The organism is Blautia hansenii DSM 20583, assembly GCF_002222595.2.
Taxonomy (GTDB): Bacteria; Bacillota; Clostridia; order Lachnospirales; family Lachnospiraceae; genus Blautia; species Blautia hansenii.
The window spans coordinates 3,025,779-3,050,233 of record NZ_CP022413.2 but is presented as its reverse complement, the minus strand read 5'-3'; the positions used below and the strand labels follow the sequence as shown (position 1 = coordinate 3,050,233).

Genomic DNA, 24,455 nt, shown 5'->3' with positions numbered 1-24,455 from the left:
GCAGAACACTATGGAGAAATTTGTAAGTAGTATTCAGTCTTATTCCGGAATTATATTACTAATGCTTTTGGTAGTTGTGGTTATACTATTAATATGCGTATTTAATTTATCTTTAGGACTTAATCGGCTTAGTAAAAAATATGCGATTTTCATGAAAGGAAAAGATGGACAGTCGTTAGAGAAGCTTTTTAAGAGAAAGTTTGATTTAATCGAAAAACTGGCTGTGGAATTGCAGTTAAATGCTGAAAACGTTGAAAAACTGGAAAAAATGCAAAACATGTCCTTAAATAAGTATGGAATAGTAAAATATGATGCTTTTCAGGATATGGGCGGCAAATTAAGCTTTGTTTTGGCAATGCTGGACACAAATAATACAGGATTTTTGTTAAATGCCATTCACAGCAGAGAAAATTGTTTCCTTTATATTAAAGAAATCGTAAATGGAGAGTCCTATATAAGACTTAGCGAAGAAGAAATGGAAGCTCTGAAAACCGCAATTAATTTCGGAGCGGAAGAAAATGAATTTGATATATAGTTATGTAAACTAAAAGGAGAGAAGATATGTTAGACATTAGATTTTTAAGAGAAAACCCAGAGGTAGTAAAACAGAATATCAGAAATAAATTTCAGGACAATAAGCTTCCTATGGTAGATGAAGTAATTGAGCTGGATAAGAGAAACCGTGAAATCAAACAGGAAGTAGAAGCTTTAAGAGCAGAAAGAAATAAAATTTCTAAAATGATTGGCGGCTTAATGAAAGAAGGCAAGAGAGAAGAAGCGGAAGAAGCAAAGAAACAGGTTACAGCGAATGCAGAAACTGTGGAGAGATTGTCAGCAGAAGAAAAAGAAGTAGAAGAAAAAATTAAGACAATTATGATGACAATCCCAAACATCATTGATCCGTCTGTTCCTATCGGAAAAGATGACAGTGAAAATGTAGAAGTACAGAAATACGGCGAACCGGTAGTGCCTGATTATGAAATTCCGTATCATGCAGATATTATGGAAAGCTTTAACGGTATTGACTTAGACAGTGCAAGAAAGGTAGCTGGAAACGGTTTTTACTACCTGATGGGAGATATCGCAAGACTTCATTCCGCAGTTATTTCTTATGCAAGAGATTTTATGATTAACCGTGGATTTACTTATTGTATTCCTCCTTTCATGATTAGAAGCGATGTTGTTACCGGAGTTATGAGTTTTGCAGAAATGGATGCTATGATGTATAAGATTGAAGGAGAAGACTTATATCTTATCGGAACAAGTGAGCATTCTATGATTGGTAAATTTATTGATACTATCATTCCTGAAGAAGAATTGCCAAAAACATTGACAAGTTATTCTCCATGCTTCCGTAAGGAAAAGGGCGCTCATGGACTGGAAGAAAGAGGTGTTTACAGAATTCACCAGTTTGAAAAACAGGAAATGATTGTTGTTTGTAAACCGGAAGAAAGTCCAATGTGGTTTGACAAATTATGGCAGAATACCGTAGATTTATTCCGTTCTTTAGATATTCCGGTAAGAACTTTAGAGTGCTGTTCCGGGGATTTGGCTGATTTGAAAGTGAAATCCGTAGACGTGGAAGCATGGTCTCCAAGACAGAAAAAATATTTTGAAGTAGGAAGTTGTTCTAATTTAGGAGATGCGCAGGCAAGAAGATTAAAAATTCGTGTAAATGGCAAAGGTGAAAAATATCTGGCTCATACATTGAACAATACAGTTGTTGCACCGCCGAGAATGTTAATCGCATTTCTGGAAAATAATTTACAGGCAGATGGTTCTGTAAGTATTCCGGAAGCATTAAGATCATATATGGGTGGTATGAGCGCAATTACACCAAATAAATAAGAAGGAGGTACTCCTTGCACAGTTATTTAAAAGCAGTTGGTTTTTCAGATATATTCGGCAAAAAGGAGCTGGATAGTATTCTGAATAATGTTATAAATGAATATGATGAAAAAATTGTAGCAGCGGGCAGAGCCGGACATTTCTTTACGGAGCTGGTAAAGAAATACGGAGATGATTTTGGGATTGTTGTGTGCGGAGAATACGACGAAAATAATGAATTCCAGATGGAGTATTATTTTCCGTATTTCTTCGGCACAGGAATTACCTTGCAGGAAGAGGTAATTATTGAGAAACACGCAGGTCATGTGTCTTTTGCCGGGGCATGTGACGATATGCGTATCGGAGTTACTATTATCTTTTATCTGCAAAATGCGGGAGAATATCTGACGCAGAGAAACAGGGGAAACTATGTTACAGATGTCAGAGATGTAATTTTATCCGGACTGGCAAAGAACGGAAAAATTCTGTTCCCCACTTTGAAGCAGGAAGGGCAGGAGGAAAATCGCCGCAATCGTACAATGAACAGAGGGCGTTTGATTGCTGCTGCAAAGAATGGCGATGAAGAAGCCATGGAGAGCCTGACAATAGAGGACATGGATATGTATGCAATGATTTCCAAACGAGTGATGGATGAAGATATTTACAGTATTGTGGATACATATTTTATGCCTTATGGAATGGAATGTGATTTGTACAGTGTTATGGGTGAGATTTTGGAGAGGGAAAAGACTTTCAATACCATGACCAAGGAAGCTGTTTATAAGATGCGTATCGGATGTAATGATATGGAATTTGATATCTGCATTAATGAACAGGACTTAATGGGAGAACCTCAGGTGGGCAGGCGCTTTAAAGGTGTTGTGTGGCTGCAGGGATATGTGGATTTTCAATATTGATAGCTGATTTAGAGGCTTATCCGGCTTGACGGATAAGCCTTTTTATAGTATGATTAGGTTCGGATTAAATGAATATGTGATTTGTTTCCTTAGTTAAATGGATATAACAAGTGCCTCCTAAGCACTAGTTGTGGGTTCGATTCCCGCAGGAAACGTTAAAAGAAAGCGTTCGATAATTTGTGAAATTACAAATAATGGGACGCTTTTTTGATTAGAAAAATACAACGGATTATTTCTTTGAAGATGATTTTCAGCTAACACAATAGAGAAATATATTAGCTGTAGCTAATAGAAAACGATGGCAGAAGTATCAAAAAGTACCGGTAATTATCCGTTAATGACCGAAGATGAATCAATTTTGAGTATGATAGATTCCAATTTGCACAGAGAAAAAATCAGTTTTAGTAAAAAGGCTTTTGCTTACAAAATGAAGTATGATGTTCTGAAAAAATCAGGAAGAAAAAAGGTCAAATTGACCACAAAACAAAAAAGAAGAGTAAAGACAGTTATTGGAAGCGGTGGATTATGTGCAGGCTGTGCCTTCTTTGTCACAGGCACAGAGAATCAAGAAATTGGGCAAAGAAAAGCGAAGTAAATATTATTGAATGATGGGGATTCACAAGGAAGTAAAAGTATTGGTAAATCCGGAAATGAAAGCATTGTTGGCTTCGTTGGCGAAGGCAATGAAGTAATGAAAAATAGTGTGATTTTAGTGGAAAAATTCGATGTGCAGAATTTTAGGTGAGTTACAAATACAGAAATAGAATTTAAAGAAACGAATAAAAAATTCGTAAACAGAGAAAAATATTGAGGAAATCAATGCTTTGTGGTATCGTTATAGTCATAGCATATAGTGTGGAATGATGGTTGTAAGGAGAAGAATAAAGATGAAAAGACCGATTGTTCGTTTGTCATCATTACAATTGACAAATATTAAAAATGTAAAAAGGGGCACTATATATATGCCGAATACTGTAAACAAAATTTTATCAGCAGATAAAGTAGAAATACTGGGGATTTACGGCCAAAATGGTTCAGGAAAAACAGCGATTGTTGATGCATTGTATTTTTTACAAAAAGTAATGATAGGAGATGATCTTGATCAGTCGTTAGAAGATTACATGAACATGGACTCGGATACTGCAGAGATTTTTGCAGATTTCAATCTTTTTATGAATGGAATTGTGTTTGAAATAGGATACAGACTAAGTCTGAGCAGAGAAGAAAAAGTGGTCGTTATCAGTCGAGAAACATTGAGTGGTGCAAAGAATGAAAATGGAATCAGAACAAATAAGACGGTATTTATGGATTACCAAAGAGATCAGACGAATACTATTTTTAAACCACAGAAAAGACTGGATGAAATCTTGGAAGAGAATAAAGACATAAAAACAGATTTGATTGTAGCGCGTAAAATGGCAGAAAAAAGCAACTGCTCTTATATTTTTGGTGAGAGTAGTCGGGATATATTCTGCAGAGAATACAAAAATGGATTTCAACAATTTTCAGTTATTATTTCTTCTTTGTCTGAATTTGCTTTGAAAGATTTATTTGTGATTCGGAATACCCATTCAGGAGTGATTTCCGGTAATTTTGTCTTGCCGATGGCATTTCGGATTGAAAATGATAACATGGGAGCAAAAGGGGATTTTACGGTATCTTTGACAGAACCGATCTTGGTGGACGAGGAAAGGAAAAATCTGTTAGAGACAATTGTTGAACAGATTAATATTGTGTTATACACAATCATTCCAGGATTGCAGGTAACGATTAAAAATTACGGGAAACAATCATTGGATGATGGAGAAGAAGGATGGAAACTGGAATTAATGTCAAAGAAAGAGGGTATGAAAGAGATTCCGATCAGAATGGAATCAGAGGGAATTATTAAAATCATTTCCATTCTGAATGCACTCATACAAGCATTTGGAAATCCTTCGGTTTGCCTTGTGATTGACGAACTTGATTCCGGAATTTTTGAATACATGTTGGGAGAATTGTTTGATATTTTCAAAAAGAGCGCAAAAGGACAATTGATTTTTACATCACATAATCTTCGTGCACTTGAAATGATTGATAAGGAAAGCATTATGTTCTCTACTACGAATCCAAATAATCGTTATATCCATATGAAGAATGTAAGAGAAAGTAACAATCTTCGTAATATGTATATTAGAAGCATTACATTGGGTGGACAATCAGAAGAGATTTATGAAGAAACCGATAGTTTGAAAATTGCCAGAGCATTTAGAAAAGCAGGGCGGGGTGCTCGCGGTGAATGAGAAAAAAGTAATTGCGGTCATTGTAGAATGTGATAGATGAAAAGGAAGGGAATTTTATGCTGAATATTTATTATGGTGATATGAAGGAAGCGGTATATAATACATCGGCTTATTTTAAATATGATTATGAAGACAGTTGGATTGTAGATCCGTTTGTGAAAGAAATGATTCAGGATGTAGACAAGTCAATAGTTTTGGATAGTGGAGTAATAGACAGTCCGGTTTTAGGAAAGATTCCGCCAACCGGGTTATCTGGCGGAGTGAAAACTTTAATCCTTTTTAAATTTAATAAAGATAAAATTTTCAATGCATCAACTTGTGGAGATAACTGTGCGAAATGGCTGCTTAAAATTGCAGAATCGGAAGACAGGACGGTAAATCTGCGGCATTTGATGGATTTTGGTAAGGAACCTTTTACGATCCGTATTTTGAATACCAACGAAATTGTTCACTCTATGAAAGAACTGGTACCGATTGCGGGAGAATTTGTCTAATGGAGGAGTGGTACGATGAGAGGGAAACATAGAGTTATTGTATCAACAAAACGTTTAAAATATGATTTTGAACTTCGGAGAAATTTGACGATCATTCGCGGGGACAGCGCTACGGGAAAAACTACTCTTGTAGATATGATTCAGGAGTATGTGAACAATCCAACAGGAAGTCCGGTAGATTTGACATGCGATAAGAAATGTTATGTGCTGGAAGGTGCTTTGTGGAAAGGACAACTGGCGGAGATTACGGACAGTATCGTATTTATTGATGAGGGAAATGATTTTATCAAGACTGAGGAGTTTGCCAGAGAAATTCAGAAAACAGACAATTATTATGTGATTGTTACGAGAGAATCATTGCCGACTTTACCATACAGTGTGGAAGAGATTTATGGAATCCGGACATCTGGAAAGTATGGAACATTGAAGCAGAGCTACCATGAATTTTATCGGATATATGGTACTCTTACCCGTGAGAAAGACATAAAGCCGGAATTGGTAATTACTGAAGATAGTAATTCGGGATACCAGTTTTTTGATTGTGTGTGTCGGGAAAATCATTTACGATGTGAAACTATGAATGGGAAATCCAATGTATTCCATTATTTGAGAGACCATAAGAATGAAAAAATACTTGTCATTGCGGATGGTGCTGCTTTTGGATCAGAAATTGACCGGGTATTGAGGTTAATAGAAGGATACGAAAATGTGGTATTGTATTTACCGGAGTCTTTTGAGTGGCTGATTTTATCTGCCGGAATTCTGAAAAATAATCATGTACTTGAAATATTGGATGCTCCATATGATTATGTAGAAAGTGAAGCTTTTTTCAGTTGGGAAAGATTCTTTACAGCAGTTTTGATTGATGAAACGAAAGATACATATCTTGCATATATGAAAAAGAGATTAAATCCGGCATATCTACAGGATGTGATTAAGGAGACAATCCTTGAGAAAATAGAAAAAATTAGTCTGACATGGAAAAAATAGAAAAGACTACAGTTGTAATTTAGTAGTCAAAACACCGTAGACAAGCAGTCTAACGTAGGGTATTCTATGTATAGAAATTAATTCAATTTCATATTGTTTATCATTCTCGAATGCTTGAATGATGGTAGCCATATTTTTCATAATGGTGGTGACACGAAGGTATTCCCCAAGTATTAGCTGATGCAAATATTCTGCTAATAAACAGGTATTATCTAAGGTATATATGCGGGGTACAGAGATTGACTTGATTTGACTCGGAAGTAGAAAAAAGCCTTGACTTTAAAGGGCTTATAATGATAGTTCTTGTCCGGAATTGACACTACCTATTCGCTCTCCTAAGCGAGGGGTCAGAGGTCCAAATCCTCCCCGAGACGCTAGACAAAGGCGGAAATGCAGTGGTTTTGATTGACTCACGTGCGTCCGCCTTTTGTTAGCAGAAAGGGGCTGTCGGGAAAAAGACAGCTCTGAATAGGGCGAGGGACGGCTCGTATGAGTCGCACCTCGCCCTAGCTTTTTTTATAAAAAGAAAAAAAGATGGCTAACGACAACCATCTTTCTCTCCGTTACATGTTATAATGTAACTATGCAAAACACTAAGTATTATAACGAATTTTTTGAATTTGGGCAACAGAAAATCAACAATTGGTGCTATAATAGGTGTGTACTGTTAAACGGCACTTTCTGCACGCCTAACGACCGCAAATTAAATTATTCCAATTCCTTCATTGTTTCATGAACCAAATTTAATGATTCTTGTATTTTAAGGAAAAAATCTAACGATTATTTCCTTAAATCCATTATATAAATCATTAAATTACCTAAAACAATGAATTTTCTCGGCATAAATTAATTTGCAGTTGGTGCAACAAAAAAGGTGTGTAGAGTTTGCGCTTCAACAGTGTACCTATGTTTAAATATCAATATCTAAAAGGGAGGAAGAGAAGTGTTTAAAAAATTAAGAATACTTGCATTCTTGATTATGATGACATTGGTATTCGGCATGTCAGCACAGGAAGTATGTGCAAAAGAAAAAGTTGATGATCATTTATCTTTAGAAATGCAAGTAGAACAGAACACAGATGAGAACTCAGTTAATGTAAAAATTGCAGTTCAAAATACGGGTTCTGGACAAGTAGAAAATTTAAAGATTAGTGGAAGTATACCAGCTGGAATGGAAATTTCCGATAATCAGTCTAATTCATTAGAAGTGGAAACATCTGCCCCAGGGACGAGGGAAGAATTAGAGTATTCATTAGTAGTATCATCAGAGGATGATGAGAACATCAATGATAATACAAAACCAAGTGATACTCCGAATGATAATTCAAGCAATGATACGGGAACGAAAGATGATTCACATAAGGGAAACAATGTTGATACAGGTGACCATGCACCAATTGGCTTATATGTGATATTAGGCAGTGGTGCATTAATTCTGGCTGCAGTAATTGTGATAAAGAAAAGAAGATTAAAAGCGATGTTGTCTTTATTGCTCTGTATTTCAATGGTGCTTCCTTTATGTACAGGAGCAATTCCAGTAAAAGCTGCTGAAAGTACAAAAAAGGTTGTAGAAGTATCAGAAGAAATTACATTGAATGGGAAAACCTATGTAATCAATGCTAAAGCAGAATATGATGAAGTAGAGGCAGTTCAGGTTTCGGGAGATATTGTAACACGTGCAGAATGGATTCAGACATTGGTTGATGCAATGGGATATTCTGAACATGTGGTAGAATATGATGAGGATGAACTTCCATATACAGATATTCAGGAACATGAAAATCTGAACGCTATTTTGCTTGCATATGCAAATGGATTCATTCCAGAAAACGGTGAAACAGAATTTAATCCTGACGAATCAGCAACAAGGGAATTTGCGGCTACTACATCTGTGCTTGCGTTAGGTTTTGTTCCAATTCAGGATGTTGTATGTGATGATGTGAATGAGATTACCTATAAACAGGAAGTAGAAACAGCAGTTGCTATGGATATTTTTAGATTGGATAATAATAAGTTTTATCCAACAAGAGAACTTTCACAATCAGAGGCGGATGCAGCAATTGATGGAATTAAAGGAATTGTTGACAGCGAAAAAATTGATGAGTCTTATGAAAGTGACATTGAATATAAAGAAGGTGTCATCGAATTACCAGAAGACTGTACATATAGCGTTGATGGAAATAGAATCTTCTTAGATGATCAGAATATGGCAGAAAAGTTATCAGAGGGAACAATTTTGGTTCTGCCAGATCAGACACCGTATAAACTTATCTCAGTGACAAGTGAGGATGGGAAATATATTGTTGAAACAGAAGTTCCTGAAATAGAAGAAACAGTAGATTCTATTGATGTGCAAGGATATGGAACAATGGATATGAGCGGTTTTATTCCAGCAGAAGGAGTAACTCTCGTAAATACATATTCAAGAGCTGCACGTGGTAATATTGCAGATGCATCAGGTTCATTAGGTGGTCCTGGGGAAATCAAGTTTGACCTTAAAAAGAGTTTAGGTGATGGAGAATTATTTGGTACATTTAAAATTGATTTACCAAAAGTTCTGTATAAAGCAGATGTAGATCTTGGTTGGTCTGGATTTGATGTTAATAATGTCTATCTGAAACTTCCAGCAGAAATTGAAATTGACGGCGGATTCAAGTTTTATCAGAATGACGGTAATTTTGGACGTCCATGGGAGCCAAAAGGCGGTATTTTTGAGTTAGGAAAAGTGCCAGTAACAGGTGTACCAGGAGCAACTGTTTATGTTCAGGTGGCAATTTATTATAGTGTAGAAGGTAGAGTGCACATGGTTTATAAACTGGATGGTACAACCGGTATTCAGGTATTAAACAATCGTCTTAGAATGATTGATGATCTGAATTCAAAACTGGAACTTCCAGAATTGGAAGCTTCAGCTAAAATTGGACCAAGAGTAGCTGGACTTCTTGAAATCTGTAACAGATGGGATTTGATTGATTTTAATGCATCTGTTGGTGCTGGATTTACTGGAACTGCATCCGTGCCTAACTTAAATTTATTCTGTTTAGATGCTAATATTTACATGTATGGTGAAATTTCAGCCCTTCAGGAAGGTGTTGTTGGAGATTGGCTCGATATAGGATATACATGGGAATTCTGGAGCAAGGATAATAGTCCATTGAAAAAGAACTGGCATTTTGAAAACTTGTTAAAAGTGGATGAGTGTACAGCTACAAGTAAAGGTACTATCAAAGGAATGGTAGCCAAGGCCGATGATCGAAGTGCTGCAATTAAGAATGCAACGGTTACTGTGTACGATAAGGGTAATTATAATGAGGTTGCAAGTGATAAAACTGATGCAAACGGAAATTATGAAATCAAAGTAAAAGAAGGGGAATATGTTGTAATCATTACAGCTGATGGATACATTTCATTTGAGTGTGACGTGAAAGTTGTGGCCAATGAAGAGCAATATATACAAACATTCTTACTTATTGATGAAGAAAACCTTGGTATTTATGGTGTGGCAGAAGGTACAATTAAAAATGCTGTTACAGGAAGCGTAATTTCAGATGTTCAGATGTCATTCAGAAAAGGATGGAATAAACAGGATGGAGATGTTGTATTAACAACAAAAACGGATTCTAATGGAAAATATCAGGTAGATCTTCCGGTTGGTAACTATACAGCCCACATGGAAAAAGCAGGATATGTATCTAATACATTGAACATCATTGTATTACCTGTAAGTGTAATGCAGCAGAATGGTGCATTAGTTCCGACTGGAGATGGACTTCCAGAAGGAGATCTTAGAATAGTACTTACATGGGGAAGCAGTCCATCAGATTTGGATTCACACTTAGTAGGACCTGCTGCTGATGGAAACGGATATTTCCATATTTATTATTCAAATAAGCAGTATTCATATAATTCGACAAAATATGCAGACTTAGATTTGGATGATACTAGCTCATATGGTCCTGAAACTACTACTATCTATAAGAAAACTGAAAATGGAACATATAGTTTCTATGTTCATGATTACAGTAACAGAGGATATAGTAGTAGCACAGCAATGTCAGCATCAGGTGCTATTGTAGAAGTATATGTAGATGGTCAGTTTTATGCCGGCTATCCTGTTCCAACAGGAAAACAGGGAACATACTGGCATGTATTTGACTATAATCCAACAGAAAATACGATTACACCTGTAAATGAATTTAAAGACGGAATTACTTATGGAGCATCTCAGAGAGCTCGCATGTCAACAGAAGTTCAGTTTGACATGAATAAATAGTAAATAGATAAAAAATAAGGATGTCCTTTCTATGACTAAAACATAAAAGGAACATCCTTTTTATCTTAACAAGCAACCATATGATGTTCGACCATCAAAAGAAAAGGTTAATATATAATCGTTTTCTTTTGCATTGGAATATTCTGTCTGTGTGCAATTTACATTTTTTATACGTGTTAGTGAGTCTGGAAAAACTACATCAAAGTAATAAAGTTTATTACGAGAACTATTGTTTCTTAAGGACCACACACCATGTAATTGACCAATTTGAATGTACCTGCAGGATTTAGTAGATGGGAGTAGTTTTCTGCTAATCGAAAAGGCAATTATAAAACATATAGAACAACCAGCGAATGCGGTAAAATCAAAAATGCCATTATATATGCAAAGAAAGGCAAAAGATAACCCCATACAGGTTGTTATGAGAATACCTTTTTTATTGTGTCTGTTGTACTTTTTTATAAAACTAGAAATAATAGCATTCTCTTGAACTGTCATTGTTCGTGAAGATAATTTATCAGGTGTTATATTTGTGTAATTTATTGTATTTTTAGGTATTATTTTTTTCATTTATGTATCACCTCTTTTTTATTATATATGATATAATGATTCTCGGCAACAGCACTTTTTTGCTGTTGCCCTTCAATTTCTTAAGCTGTTCATTATCCGCAACAACTTCATATTTGTAAATCATTGGCTTTTCCAAAATAAGATTTCGAAGATATTCTACTCTTGATATGTTTAAGGCTTCGGCTGATTGTTCTAAACATGCCAACTCAATATCCGTAAGCTTTAATGTTATGTAGTTTTTATGTTTTAATTTCTCTTCCTTTTTGGGTCTTGCCATATAAATTTATTCTCCTTCTTTGGGGTGGGTAAAAAAAGAAATAAAGATTTTCGTCACTTTGTATTTTGCGGATGTATCCGGCAGAGCAAAAGTGCTGCAACCTCAGTTGCCGATCATCTAGATGCAAGTATTATTGCAAGACTGATGATTTTCCGAGGGTATGGGGAACGGAATCCCTATCAAGTATGCCGAAAAGGATGATCTAAAATCCATGAAATGGAGTTTTGGGAATCCATAGGCGTATCTTGCTTTAGAAATAATATCCCCTTATATATACGGAAAGAGAGAAATCCTTATACAATATAGGAACATAGAAATCGAAAAACTAAGAAGTGGAAGAAAAATGAATTCCTTGGTATAATTGAATGGAGTGATTACGTATTCAATAATAAGGTGAGGAGGGATTGTTTTGGCAAAATTTAATTGGGTTGTTATTACCAGAGAAGATGTTATTCGTGCAATTGAAAGATTTCTTGTCAATAATCCAGAGTACCCTGAGCCTCGTGAGTATTCCAATGCAATAGTGCATGCTTTCCAGAAATTCAGGGTTCTTCCGCAATTATCCGTAAATGGAATTGAAACAAAAGTGCTAAAATGATAAAATTGTCTTAGGAATTTTGTCCTTATGGAAGGAATTGAAACAGATGAAAGATACTCTTGAATTACAAAAATTTTACCCGGAAGAAATAGGCATCACAGAAGTAACTCAAAACGAAAAAGAAATTTATATCCATGTTTCTGTGCAATCAAAAAATTGTACATGTCCCAAGTGTGGAGTGGCTTCAGAACATAAACATGGTACTTATAAAAGAAAACTTCAAGATCTTCCGATCTTAGGTAGAACCACGTATTTAATCGTAAATGCTTACGAGTATCAGTGCGACAATTCTTCCTGTGATGTTACAACCTTTGTTGAGAATGTAGATGGTTTTTTGAATTATTACAGCCGTATGACAGAGCGTTGTGAAGATTTTATATGTACTTTGGCATTGGAAACAAGCTGTGAAGGTAGTGCCCGTATCTGCCGTTCTATGAATCTGAAAACCAGTGGTGACAGCATTATCCGATTGTTAACGAAACGATATGTAGCACAACCGGAAGTTCCATGTGGAAGCATTATTGGAGTGGATGATTTTGCATTTAAGAAACGGCATACTTATGGGACAATTATTGTAGATGAGGCAACACATAAACCAGTGGCAATTTTAGATGGACGTGATGGTAAAACACTAAAAGAATGGTTAAGTAACAATAAACATGTAAAAGCGGTGACACGAGACCGGGCAAGTGCTTATTCAACAGCCATAAAGGAAATATTGCCCGATGCTATGCAGATTGCTGACAGATTTCATCTTCATCAAAATTTATTAGAGGCCATAAGAAATACTATAAGTTCTGTATTGCCCGTTGATATCAGAATTCCATCGGATTCTAACAGTATTGCAGAACCATCAGTTGAAAACGATAGTAAAAAAAATGCCATACAATGTGGATAACCTTAACGAATATAATCAAAAAAGGGTACAACTGTACACTGCGATAAAGGAATATAATTCTGCTGGATACAGTAAACGCCAAATTTCTAAAGTATTACATTGCAGCAGAAATACCGTAACAAAATATCTCAATGGAGAATATGAAGCACTTTGTAAAAAAGATTTTCGTAGCAGAATGGATCAGTTTTATGATTATATTGTCAAAGCTTTAACTTCTGGCATCAGTCGAAAAGATGTATATCGCAATGTTATTGAAAAAGGATATAAAGGCGGTCAATCTGCAGCATATGACTATATGAATAAAATCATAGAACGATTCCAAATTGATGTTGCAATTTATAAAAGTTCTTCACCTGAAGCAATCCAAAACAAAAAGGCATTACAAAAATATGACCACCTTTCACGAAACAGCATATTCCGTTATCTTTGGATGGGGGTGGAACTTAGCGAAAACCATAAGGCATATATTTTACAGAAATATCCCAAACTCAGAGAGTTGATGCATTGTGTTCGAGAATTCCGTGAAATATACGAAAAGAAAAGTATGCCTCTATTGTATTTGTTTATCGAACGGTACAAAAACTCTGATTTAAAAGAGATATTCCGGTTTGCAAATGGATTAGAAAAGGATATAGAAGCTGTGGAAAATTCTGTTGCCAGTGAACTTTCAAATGGTTTTGTTGAGGGAACAAATAGTAAATTGAAAATGGTAAAACGTACTATGTATGGGAGATGTAGCAAAGCACTTTTAGCAGCAAAACTAATGTATGTCAAGGTTGAATGATACGGATAATTGCGGATGAACCCACAGTCTGCTCACATATTCTTTCTTTAAGCAGCCACATTTTGTGTTGAAATTGTTTCAGATCCGGCTGAGGGAAATCATGAAAATAAATGCGGTTCCGGCTGTTGTTATTGGCAGCGGTCTGGCGCTGACACTTTATACAAGCGGAGGAACTAATCATCCGGTTAATTATGTGATATTAATTGTATCCATACTTTGTATGAGTATGTTCTTTTCGGTGCATTATCTGACTATTTATTATCTGCTTCAACCATATAATGCCGGAACAGAGATAAAAAGCGGGACTTATCGTATCGTAATGACAGCAACGTATGCCGATTCTGATTTTTGGTATCCTGACGATGGTGTTCTTTGTTCTATATGGTATTGTAGCGAGTATTCTGGTTTTCCGTTTTGCACCGAAAACCTTCAAAATTCGCAACTAAATGAAATATTTCAGAGAATTGACAATATGAAAAATATCCAACATTGAAGGATTGTGTACAGTATTTAAGAGAGTGTGGAATTGACTGCCCGATTTATTGTGGATTTACACTGGCAATTAATGGTGCGACAGAAGAAGAAGTAAACGAATTATTTGCCATGGCAGAAGAGGCTGGTGGTACTGTATGGCAGAAACCGCAGTGGAAAGACTGGGGAGGAATGGACGGATATTCAGGATATTTTCTTGATCCGGATGGATATCCATGGGAAGTTGCATACGCACCATTTTTGAGATTGGCTGAGGATAATCGCTTATTGCCAAAGAGAAAAGCAGAGGTATAGTAGAAAATATATTTATATTAAAAGAGGTTGTGTTTTATGATTTTGTAGTCATAAAATGCAGCTTCTTTTTTGATTTAGGTTTCTTACAAATGATAGAAAAAGAAATATAACCATCGAAGTACAAGTTTTGGAATGGTCAAAATCAGCATAAAATATGAGGGAAAATAGGAAATACTATTGACAAAAATATTCGGGGGGGTATGATGGTATCAGTTAGAAATTATTTTTTTAAACATAAATATAACCTTTAAAGTCATAGTTAATAAGAAAGGGAAAAGATTAAATAATGCAATTAACAAGTACGACTGATTATTCTATACGCTTAGTGTGTTTTTTGGCATATAAAGAAGAACCATGTTCGACTGCGACAATCGCAACTTCGGCAAATATTCCAAATAATTATATACCTAAAATTATAAAAAAACTAAAAATTGCAAATATAGTTGGATCTGTGGAAGGTGTACAAGGTGGATATTTCCTTTTGAAGAAACCGGAAACGATTACTTTGTGGGATATTCTTGACACTATGGAATCTACAATGAAAATTAACAAGTGTCTAGAAGAAAAACAGGAAGGAGAATGTTGTGTTCCTAATTATTGTCACAATAGAGAAACTTGCAAGGTGCGGGCGGTTTTTGAACAATTTCAGATGGATTTGGAGAGAAAACTAGAAGAAGTTACTATTGCGGAATTGATTGGTAAGGCTGCAAAACATCCTTTTGGGAATACTTATGTTACTTTAGAAATTGACGCAGAAACAGGAAAATATAAGCGTGTTTATGCTTATGATGCATTTGTTCGAGATTATATTCCAAAAGAAGGAGATTTTAGAGAATTCATAAAGAAGTATATTGAAGAGTATGTGCAAGAAGATGATAAAGAGAGAATTACAGAACTGACAGATATTGGACGGATTGAGGAAGATTTAATCAATGGATATTGGGAAAAGCAAACAAGATTTCGTCAGAGAGTAAGAGATACGGAAAAGGATTATGTCTGGATGGAACTTCATCAATATTTTAATATTGATGATAATGTAGCAATCTTTGTATTGCAGAATTCTATCTTAGCAGCACGGCACATGTCTTCTGTTGAAGAGGAACTGGAAAGTAAATCAAAAAGTATTGAAGAGAATTATTGGTTTGCTATTGAATTACTCAGCAGAATTTTAAATGAGCGCAATTTGGAATATAGCAACAGTCGTTTGGAGACCATTCATTATACAGAAAAAATTTACCAAAAATTGGCAGAATTATATCCAGAGCTTGAAATTACAGAAGTGGAGATAAAAAATGTAGCTCATTTAGCACCTATACACAATGTTGGAAAAATTCGTCTTCCTAAGGAAATGTTTTTAAGATTGGATGAATTAACAGCGGAAGAAGAAAAGTTGCTAAAAACACATCCGGAATTAGGTGCAGAGATTGTTGCTCGTTTTCCAAAAGATAAAAAATTAGAACACATTCAGCAATATAGTCGCGATATTTGCTTATATCATCATGAGAGATATGATGGTTCAGGTTATCCCTACGGACTGAAAGGTGAAGAAATACCGCTATGTGCACAGGTTGTGGGACTTGTAGATGTATATGAGGAATTGATAAATAGCAAAAATATGCATGTTAGTACTGGAAAGGAAAAAGCAATTCAAATGATTTTATCCGGTAAATGCGGGAGTTTTTCAGAAACATTGTTACATAGTTTTTTAGCGGCTGCTATGCAGTCCGATTGGGAACCGGATGAAGTAGATTAAATGAGAACGGATGAGGAAAATGAAAAAGAAAGAGAAACGGAATTTGCGTAGATTAATTGCAGGTATTTTATGTATATGTATGATATTTCAATTACCTGTACAATCGGTTGGAGTTTATGCAAACAAAGGAGAGATATCAGAGAAACCGAATTCTGTAGTATCAGAAAAAACATCAATTACAGAGGAAACGATTGAAGAAACGAAAGACTCGGCGATGCCCGAAAATCTCCAAGATATGATGCCTTTCTATAAAGATGGAAAGGTCTGTATCTACAATTATGAGCAGTTGTTAAAGATTGGAACACAGGAAAAGGTATATACCGGAGATAAAGATGGAAATTTGGGAACAGGAGAAATCGTAACAGTAGATGGGCAAGAGATTACTTATGGACTAAATCAACATTATTGTCTTATGAATGATATTCCGGTTGATCAGACAAAACCATGGATTTTTCCTTCTGCATTTACCGGAACGATTGTTTCTGAGACTGCAAGAACAGATACAACGGTATACGACCAAGATTCCGATACGATTTATTTGTATAATCGTTATCAGCTGGAATTAAAAAATTCGGAAACTTCGGCAGATGAAGTTGTGATGACTGATGACGCTACGGCTGAGAGAGTGGGAATGGGAAAGGTTGTATTTGCAAAAGACGGAAGCAAACTTACCTATGGAGATAACCATAACTATGTGATTGCTTCCAGTTTTACAACAGATACACCGGAACTTTTAGCTTCGACACTTGTAGAAAAAACAGAAAATACATCAGATGAACAACTTGCTGGACGTAATCATATCGGACAAGTACTTTATACGGATCCATCAACACAGAAGACTTATATCTTGATTGGAAATGAATTACAATTAAGAGCCATTGGCTCCAATAAACAAGTAACACCGATGCTGTTTTTAAAAGCGGAGCCGAAAAGGGTAATAGGAATTCCTTTAGGAGATACTAAAATCATTCCATATTATCCGGGCGATGCAGATTTCAATCTTAATAATTTTTATGAGGCGGGCATACCCTATACGAAGAGTGATTTTGAGAAAACAGATTTTCAATATATTACCAAGATGAATAAAAAAGAAGCAATAGATAGAACATTGATGGATGCAGACTTAGAAAATCCAAAGGGGCTTTTAGACGGGGTATTAGATATAGTAGGTGACTTATTAGGAGGTTTGGCAGATGCACTTTTCGGAGGAGAGAAGGAAATTGTCGGGCTTCTAAATGAAGATACTACCACACCGTCTATCGGAGTGAATAAAGGCGAATTTGTAGATTTGGATACAATCAGTAAGAAATATAATCAGTACAAGTATTCAGATGATGCGGATTATATTATTTTCCGTAATATTGATTTATCAAAAACCGGAACTTATTCCAATGACATGGATGATAACTGGACACCGCTTATGATGGCAGGTTCTATTGTGGGAGATCTTAACCTTGAAGGGCATAAAGGCAATTCTACTTATGCCAAGGCAAAAATATCCAATATTAACATTGAACAGAAGACTCCTATAGAAACCAATAAGTATACAGGAATCGGATTTTTTGGAACGATTACAAATGAAGTAAATGCTGAGAATTTAGGTGTGAGTTCTGGAACAGTAAAAGTTTCTGATATTACCTTGGAAAATGTTACCGTAGACAATCAAGCGAATAAAACAACGGATAATGAGACAATTGTCAGTGCATTAGTAGAGAGCTTAGGCTGGGTTGTTGGAGGATTACTTGAGGGTTTAGTAGAAGGCGTGTTGGGACTCTTAACCTTTGGAACAGTAAAAATCAGTTTACAAGATGCGTTGACCGGACTATTAGATGCACGCTCCACAGATCCGACTACATTTGCCACAGGTGCATTTGCAGGCAGAATTGTTGGGGATGTAGAAGTTTCCAATTGTGAAGTGACAGGAACGGTAAGTGTGAATTCTATTACCAATTATAGTGGGGGATTTGTTGGTTATGCAGAAGGTGTTACAGAATATGACGGACTATCAAAGCTTTTAGGGGAAATTGAGAAGCTTTTAGCATCCTTATTAAATGTTATTCCAGGTCTTGGCGCAGGAGATTTGATTACAATCCTCTTAGAAAATGGATTAGCTGTGGGAAGTTTAATTCCTACCGGATATTATAATCCTGTTATCTCTTCCTGTACAGTTCATGGCTTGACAGGGAATGTTGGAAGCGGAACAACGGATTTCCATGGAGGATTTATTGGAAGTCAGGTAGGTACCAGAATTCTGGACTCCGATGTAGAGGATAGCAGCTATCAGATTTTAGCAAAAAGCTATGGGGGTGGATTTGCAGGACTTTCCAGAGATGCAGAAATCAAAGGAACATTGTCTACCATTGGTATAGAATTAATCCGAGTATTACAGCCACAATCGCTTATTATTAACTCTCATATTAAAAATTGTGATTACGATGTTAATGGAGAGGATTATGTCGGTGGATTTATAGGAGCACAGGCAAATAGCTATGCAATTAATGACACCATTGCTTCAAATAATCCAATTACAGTTACTGCAACAAAGAGTAATGCCGGTGGATTTACCGGAAGAGCAACGGTAGGCTGGACATCGGAACTGGGAACAGGAGATAAAGCTAATGGTTTGCTGGAAGTTGTGAATAAGCTTTTGGTAGGCTTGTTATCTAGTGATCCTGAAAAAGCCAGTATGTTATTATCTCTTGTTGGTATTCATCCATCTGCCATACTTGGATGTCAAATTCAAGCGACGGAATTAGCTGTTTCAGCAGGTGAAAACTATGCCGGAGGAATGATTGGAAATGGAGATGGTGTTTATCTTGGAAAATCAAGTCCGGAATATCTAAATAAGCTTGCTTTTTGGAAGCATAGTGAGAATCCTCAATATCCAACAGAGCAGAGGGGAGTTATCACAGGACTTAAAAGTGTTTCGGCAGGTAAGAATTTTTCAGGTGGAATGGCTGGATTTTTAGGAACTGCCAGTGTAGGTGGTCTTTTAAATGCGGCGGTTGGACTTGGAGGTTATCTGGGATTTACGATAGATGGAATAGATGTGACAGGTATAGCATCAGGATTTACCGTTTCAGCAGGTGGAAACTATGCCGGTGGCGGTATTGGAGAAGCGGTAGGAGGACTTGTTCAAAACAGTAGAATAAACAACGTGGCATCTGTAACAGCAGAAAATCGTGCGGGCGGTTTTGTGGGCTGTGCAGGTCCCGGAGATTTGGCAGGAACAGGCGGCTTAGAATTGAAGCTGCTGGGTATAAAAGTGTTAGAACTTAAAGGTCTTCTTTCTTTAGGACAGGGTGTGGAAGTACAAATTAACGATGTAAATGTAAATGTGAATGGAACACAAACCGGTCTTATAGTAGAAGCAACAGGTAAGAATGCCCCGGGTCAAGTGAAAGAATTTATTGCCGGTGGATTTATTGGGAAAAGTAATAGTACGAAAATTAAGAATAGTCATACAATAAATTTAAAACTGGTGAAAGCAAATGCAGAGGATGGCTATGCCGGAGGATTTATCGGTACATCTCGTACAGGAGGTCTTGCAGAGGTATCAGATGACACAAATGTATTAGAACTTATAGAGGCAGGACAACTTCTTACTGCGGTGGGATATTTAATTCCATCTTATAAAAATTGTACTGTTCAATATATGGGCGGAGCAGATCTGTCAGGTGTTGAAGCAGATGTGGCTGGTGGTTTTGTAGCTGATATGCAAAGCGGTACAGTGGATAATCAAGAGCGGGGAGAAGGAAACTATTATGCAGTTTATAATCTGGACTATGTAAAGGGAGGGCGCTATGCCGGGGGTTTCGGAGGTATTGTCACTTCAGGCGCGCTAGCTGGTTCAGAAGGAGGTCTATCCATTCTCGGAGGGTTGACAAGTGTAAGTATCAGTGTGAAGGATCTTCTTGATTTAGTACAAGGGTATGTACCTTATGTCTCCTATGCAGGTGTAAAATCAGAAGAAGGATTTGTAGTGGAAGCTACAAAAATAAAAGATGTTGATATGAATTCCGGTAGTGCCGGTGGCTTTATCGGATATGGAAGTGGAGCACAGATTAGTACAAGCGATGTTTCTTATTTGAAATATACTCAAGTAGAAGCACCGGAAAATCTTGAAGCAGAGAATGCACCAACGTATTGGGATGAGAAAAAAAGTACTTATGCTGTAACAGCTCCAAGATATGCAGGTGGATATATTGGGAAAATGGATATTGGAAACGCTGCTTCTGTAGGAAGCGGATTGAAAATCCTTGGCAGTCAAATCTCCCTTGCAAACGTTTTAGATGTGCTATCTGTTGTTGTATCTACTATTGAACATTCAGATGTAAATGGCAGTCCCGGAGGATTTAGTGTATTAGCCACAGATGATACAAGGCTTGTGGGCAAAGCCGGAGGCTTTGCCGGTGAAATATCCGGCGGGCATATACAGGAAAGCAATGCCAATTTATTCGCTTATGTAGTTGGAAGAGAAAGCGCCGGTGGATATGCCGGAACAATTCAGCCAGGAAGTGTGGCAAATGTTCTGGATAAGGCAGAAATTCTCAATGGTTTAATTCGTGTAGAGAATTTATTGGGAGCGCTGCGTACCTTTGTACCATCCATTAAAAACAGTGAAACAACCTGTGTGCCTTGTGGCGGAGCTGTTCGAGCAGATTCAAAGAGTAAGGATGGTATTATCAGAGGATTAGCCGGTGGTTACATTGGTCATAATTATGGCGGACAAATCTGGGGAGAAAATACTGATAAGTGGAAAGGGAAAGATTATACCGGAGAGACAAGACGATGTGCAGTCCACCGATTACGTTCTGTGTATGGCGTAGAGTATGCCGGTGGTTATACAGGTCTGATGCAATGTGCAAATGTTGCAGATACAGGAAGTTTACACTTATTAATGGGGATTATAAAACTGGACAATCCACTTGCAGCAGTACAGGCTGTTTATCCAACGGAAGAAAAAACAGCCGTATATGGTCCATTGCGTAATCTGGATACAGATACATGGAATAAGTGGGTTGAATTTGTAGGTAAATATGGAGCTTACGGAGATAAGCTTCAAAGTTTGGGACCTGTTACCGATCAAGTGACCTTAGATCAGTATATTCAACAATATGCCTATGGATATGATGTGTGTGCAGGTAGAAACACAATCGCAGAAAAAATGATCCAAGGAAGTTCTGCCGGAGGATATGTGGGCAGAATGGAAGGCGGTACAATTACCGATGCCTTTGCCATGGATTTAAAAGAAGCAGATGCCTTTCGCAGTGCAGGTGGCTTTGTAGGAGAAATGCTTACAGGAACTGTGGCAAGTACAGGAAATATTACACTAGGAAAATTTGATGTAGCCGGAAGCATTCCGATATTGCAGACATTTGTTCCTGTGATTAAAAATTCACATACAGAGGGATATCAATCCGGAGCCAGAATTAAAGCAGATGGCGTAGATGAAAAAAATCCGGTGGGTATTGCCGGAGGATATGTGGGAAAAATGGTCGGAGGACAGATTTGGGGAAGTGATACTGAAAAATGTAGCATTACAAAACTCCGACGGGTAGATGGAACATCTTATGTCGGAGGATATGCCGGAAAGGTAGACCCGGGAAGTCTTACAACCATTGATACCGCTACAAATCAAGGGCTTCTAAATCAAATTTTAGGAAAGTTGTTAGAAGCGCCAGCCGACCTTGCAAAGATTTTGAATGCAACGGTATCGACAATTCAATGTGCAGAGGTAACAGCATGGGATCCATGGGGAGTTATTGTAAATGGCGCACATCAGAATTCACAAAAAGCTGTAAATACGTCCTATGCAAAAGCAGTAGGAGGATTTGCCGGAAGCTTATCGGGAGCTGTAATCGGTAAAAAAGATGTGTCCTCAGCAGGTGCAAAAGCAAATGGAATTCGCTCTGTAATCGGAGGAGAATATGCCGGTGGATTCTTTGGTCTTGCTGATGTAGCGGCAGTTGCAGAAGTATCTGGAAACGGACCGACAAACACCATTTTAAACCTGATTAATTTAGGAAAAATCGATGTTTTGGACTCCTTCCGTACTTATGTTTATGATAGTAAAGTAGAGGGGAGTACAGATGCAGGGTTAAGTGTTGCCGCACATACAGAAGTGGAAACAGGACAAGGTGTTACCTTAACGTATAGTGGTAATGCTGGAGGCTTTGGCGGAGCATTGCTAGATGGCTCTGTAAAAGATAGTCATGTTACAAACCTTTCCAATGTAAATGCAATTAACCATGCCGGAGGTTTTATCGGGTATTCGGGAAAGAGTGGCGTGCTCTCTATTGAAAAAGTAGATGCGTTAGGAAATGCCTTCTCCCAGCTGCTGGGAGGTTCTCTTGGAGTACTAAATGTGTTTGGTTCGAATATTCACCGATGCAGCGTAAATGGATTTAATCAGGGATTTACAGTTGCTACAAGTGGCGGAAAAGATGAAATTGCCGGAGGCTTTGTAGGATATGGCGACCTTGCAAGGATTGTAGATTGTCATGCAGGAAATGCACAAGAACAGTATAAAAGACTGAAGTTGGTAAAAAGCAATGGAATTGCCGGAGGTTTTGCAGGAAAAACAAACTTTGCGTACTTAGGAGATATTCAACTGGAGTCTACACTTTTAAATGAAATTTTAACACTTGTACTTAATCCACTGGTAAAAGCATTGTACTTAGCACCGGAGAACTTACCATCTTCTGGTTTATTGAATATCAATCTTGGTATTATAAAAGTGCAAGCGTTATGTGATGGAAAAGTGGCACACGTAAACTTGTTAGGACTTAAAATTTCCGTAGAGCTTTCTAAAAAGTCATCAGAAAATCAGCAAGAAACAGATGTTGCCATTATAACCATTGGGGACTCTACTGTGAAATTACCTTGTAATGAAGAGGGAATTATAAAGGGCGAAAAGAATGAACAGAATATTCGACTTACCTTAATTAAAGCAAACCGTACGAAAATCCAAGACAGTTCTGTTTCCGGTGTGGAACAGGGGTATGATGTTTATGGTGGTCATGCTGGAAATGACACAGACGGAACAAGTGAAGATGGATACAGCGGAGGCTTTATCGGCCGTAATATAGAAGGGCTTTTATTAGACAATAATACCTATTATTGTGACGTTGTTCGAGGAACTGGAGGAAAAGTTGGTCCGTTTACCGGAGAGAGCAAGTTAGATTCTCAATATGACTTTAATACAATACAAAGTGTAGAAGGAAATAAGAATTTATTCCGAATTTATCGTGACCCAAATATATCATTAACAGAAATTACATCTGGAAATAAAAAATTGAATATTGGGTTTACAAGTGATAATCTATGGAACACATATACCATGGAACATATTATGACAGTGGAAAAATTAGGAACATTACAAGATGCAGATATGACTGGTGGTACACAACAAGTTGAGTTGAATGCATATATCTCACCTGCCAAAGCTGTTCTTATGGAAGATGTAGACACAACGGAAAATACAGGCTCGTCTATGACACCGGAACCTTCGGATACACAAGATCCTTGTAACGAAATGGTACAGATTGTTATTAATAAGGTATGGGCAGATTCAAATGATCAGGATAAGCTTCGACCAGAGCAAATTACGGTAACATTACATAGAAAGTGGATGGAGAATGGACAAGAGTACAGTGAAATAGTACCTGGGTATGCTAGTTTTCCTATTACAGGTTCACTTACAGATGATACCTGGCAGAAAAAGATACCAAATCTGCCTGCGTATAAAATGAATGACAAGGGTACAATCTGTTATTATACATATTATGTGACAGAAACGGAAATTCCAGAATACACTACAAAGATTACTGCTTCAGGCGATAATTATACATTTACTATTACAAATTCACATTTTTCAATTTTGCCGGATACGGGAGGAATGGGAGTAGGCATTTTTCTGGCATGCGGATGTCTTCTTTTCTTATTCTTGTACTTGACAAAACGGAAAAATGGGAAAGTAAAAAGTCAGTAATCACAAAATAAAC

Annotated in this window: 18 protein-coding genes and 1 tRNA gene; 17 read left to right on the top strand and 2 right to left on the bottom strand. The window is 36.9% G+C overall.

Features of this window, described 5'->3' with window-relative positions; genetic code table 11:
• Nucleotides 1-10: 10 nt before the first annotated feature.
• The 10 genes from CGC63_RS15150 to CGC63_RS15105 all read left to right on the top strand — a co-directional run bounded on the left by CGC63_RS15150 (nucleotide 11) and on the right by CGC63_RS15105 (nucleotide 10,783).
• On the top strand, nucleotides 11-535 hold the full coding sequence (locus CGC63_RS15150; protein ID WP_003021863.1) for a DUF4446 family protein: 525 nt from the start codon (nucleotides 11-13) through the stop codon (nucleotides 533-535).
• A 26-nt stretch (nucleotides 536-561) separates the two neighbouring features.
• Complete coding sequence (gene serS, locus CGC63_RS15145; protein WP_003021865.1) at nucleotides 562-1,848, top strand: serine--tRNA ligase; 1,287 nt, start codon at nucleotides 562-564, stop codon at nucleotides 1,846-1,848.
• A gap of 14 nt (nucleotides 1,849-1,862) precedes the next feature.
• Nucleotides 1,863-2,744, top strand: a complete 882-nt coding sequence (locus CGC63_RS15140) for a DUF3881 family protein (RefSeq protein ID WP_003021867.1) — start codon at nucleotides 1,863-1,865, stop codon at nucleotides 2,742-2,744.
• A gap of 83 nt (nucleotides 2,745-2,827) precedes the next feature.
• Nucleotides 2,828-2,899 (top strand) — tRNA-Arg (locus CGC63_RS15135).
• 143 nt (nucleotides 2,900-3,042) lie between these two features.
• A complete protein-coding gene (locus tag CGC63_RS15130; RefSeq protein ID WP_003021870.1) occupies nucleotides 3,043-3,339 on the top strand; it encodes a hypothetical protein in 297 nt (98 codons plus the stop codon).
• Nucleotides 3,340-3,345: 6 nt separating this feature from the next.
• A complete protein-coding gene (locus CGC63_RS15500; RefSeq protein ID WP_003021872.1) occupies nucleotides 3,346-3,489 on the top strand; it encodes a hypothetical protein in 144 nt (47 codons plus the stop codon).
• Between the two features lie 142 nt (nucleotides 3,490-3,631).
• Complete coding sequence (locus tag CGC63_RS15125) at nucleotides 3,632-5,026, top strand: AAA family ATPase (RefSeq protein ID WP_040351182.1); 1,395 nt, start codon at nucleotides 3,632-3,634, stop codon at nucleotides 5,024-5,026.
• A 56-nt stretch (nucleotides 5,027-5,082) separates the two neighbouring features.
• Nucleotides 5,083-5,520, top strand: a complete 438-nt coding sequence (locus CGC63_RS15120) for a DUF4869 domain-containing protein (protein ID WP_040351183.1) — start codon at nucleotides 5,083-5,085, stop codon at nucleotides 5,518-5,520.
• A 15-nt stretch (nucleotides 5,521-5,535) separates the two neighbouring features.
• Nucleotides 5,536-6,510, top strand: a complete 975-nt coding sequence (locus tag CGC63_RS15115) for a hypothetical protein (RefSeq protein WP_003021878.1) — start codon at nucleotides 5,536-5,538, stop codon at nucleotides 6,508-6,510.
• A gap of 943 nt (nucleotides 6,511-7,453) precedes the next feature.
• Entirely contained in the window at nucleotides 7,454-10,783 is a 3,330-nt protein-coding gene (locus tag CGC63_RS15105) for a carboxypeptidase regulatory-like domain-containing protein (protein ID WP_009247010.1), read from the top strand.
• Between the two features lie 60 nt (nucleotides 10,784-10,843).
• Here CGC63_RS15105 and CGC63_RS15100 read toward each other — a convergent pair whose 3' ends face one another.
• Complete coding sequence (locus tag CGC63_RS15100; RefSeq protein WP_009247009.1) at nucleotides 10,844-11,353, bottom strand: hypothetical protein; 510 nt, start codon at nucleotides 11,351-11,353, stop codon at nucleotides 10,844-10,846.
• 7 nt (nucleotides 11,354-11,360) lie between these two features.
• Nucleotides 11,361-11,630 (bottom strand): plasmid mobilization protein, encoded by a 270-nt coding sequence (locus CGC63_RS15095; protein ID WP_003021886.1) that lies wholly within the window; start codon nucleotides 11,628-11,630, stop codon nucleotides 11,361-11,363.
• 409 nt (nucleotides 11,631-12,039) lie between these two features.
• On the opposite strand from CGC63_RS15095, the gene CGC63_RS15090 reads away from it, so the two are divergent.
• The 7 genes from CGC63_RS15090 to CGC63_RS15060 all read left to right on the top strand — a co-directional run bounded on the left by CGC63_RS15090 (nucleotide 12,040) and on the right by CGC63_RS15060 (nucleotide 24,442).
• Nucleotides 12,040-12,228 carry a hypothetical protein gene (locus tag CGC63_RS15090; RefSeq protein ID WP_003021888.1) on the top strand — a complete coding sequence of 63 codons (189 nt, stop codon included), beginning with the start codon at nucleotides 12,040-12,042 and terminating at the stop codon, nucleotides 12,226-12,228.
• Between the two features lie 46 nt (nucleotides 12,229-12,274).
• Nucleotides 12,275-13,126: an ISL3 family transposase gene (locus CGC63_RS15085; RefSeq protein ID WP_003021889.1), complete on the top strand. Its 852-nt coding sequence runs from the start codon at nucleotides 12,275-12,277 to the stop codon at nucleotides 13,124-13,126.
• Entirely contained in the window at nucleotides 13,086-13,910 is an 825-nt protein-coding gene (locus CGC63_RS15080; RefSeq protein ID WP_207634956.1) for a transposase, read from the top strand. Before CGC63_RS15085 ends, CGC63_RS15080 begins: the two co-directional genes overlap by 41 nt.
• A 100-nt stretch (nucleotides 13,911-14,010) precedes the next feature.
• Nucleotides 14,011-14,403, top strand: coding sequence for a hypothetical protein (locus CGC63_RS15075; RefSeq protein ID WP_003021893.1), 393 nt, complete (start codon nucleotides 14,011-14,013; stop codon nucleotides 14,401-14,403).
• Nucleotides 14,400-14,696, top strand: coding sequence for a VOC family protein (locus CGC63_RS15070; protein ID WP_003021896.1), 297 nt, complete (start codon nucleotides 14,400-14,402; stop codon nucleotides 14,694-14,696). The genes CGC63_RS15075 and CGC63_RS15070 overlap by 4 nt, the downstream gene beginning before the upstream one ends.
• A gap of 286 nt (nucleotides 14,697-14,982) precedes the next feature.
• Nucleotides 14,983-16,449, top strand: a complete 1,467-nt coding sequence (locus CGC63_RS15065) for an Rrf2 family transcriptional regulator (RefSeq protein ID WP_003021898.1) — start codon at nucleotides 14,983-14,985, stop codon at nucleotides 16,447-16,449.
• Between the two features lie 19 nt (nucleotides 16,450-16,468).
• Nucleotides 16,469-24,442: a Cna B-type domain-containing protein gene (locus CGC63_RS15060; protein WP_154965478.1), complete on the top strand. Its 7,974-nt coding sequence runs from the start codon at nucleotides 16,469-16,471 to the stop codon at nucleotides 24,440-24,442.
• The last annotated feature ends 13 nt before the right edge of the window (nucleotides 24,443-24,455 follow it).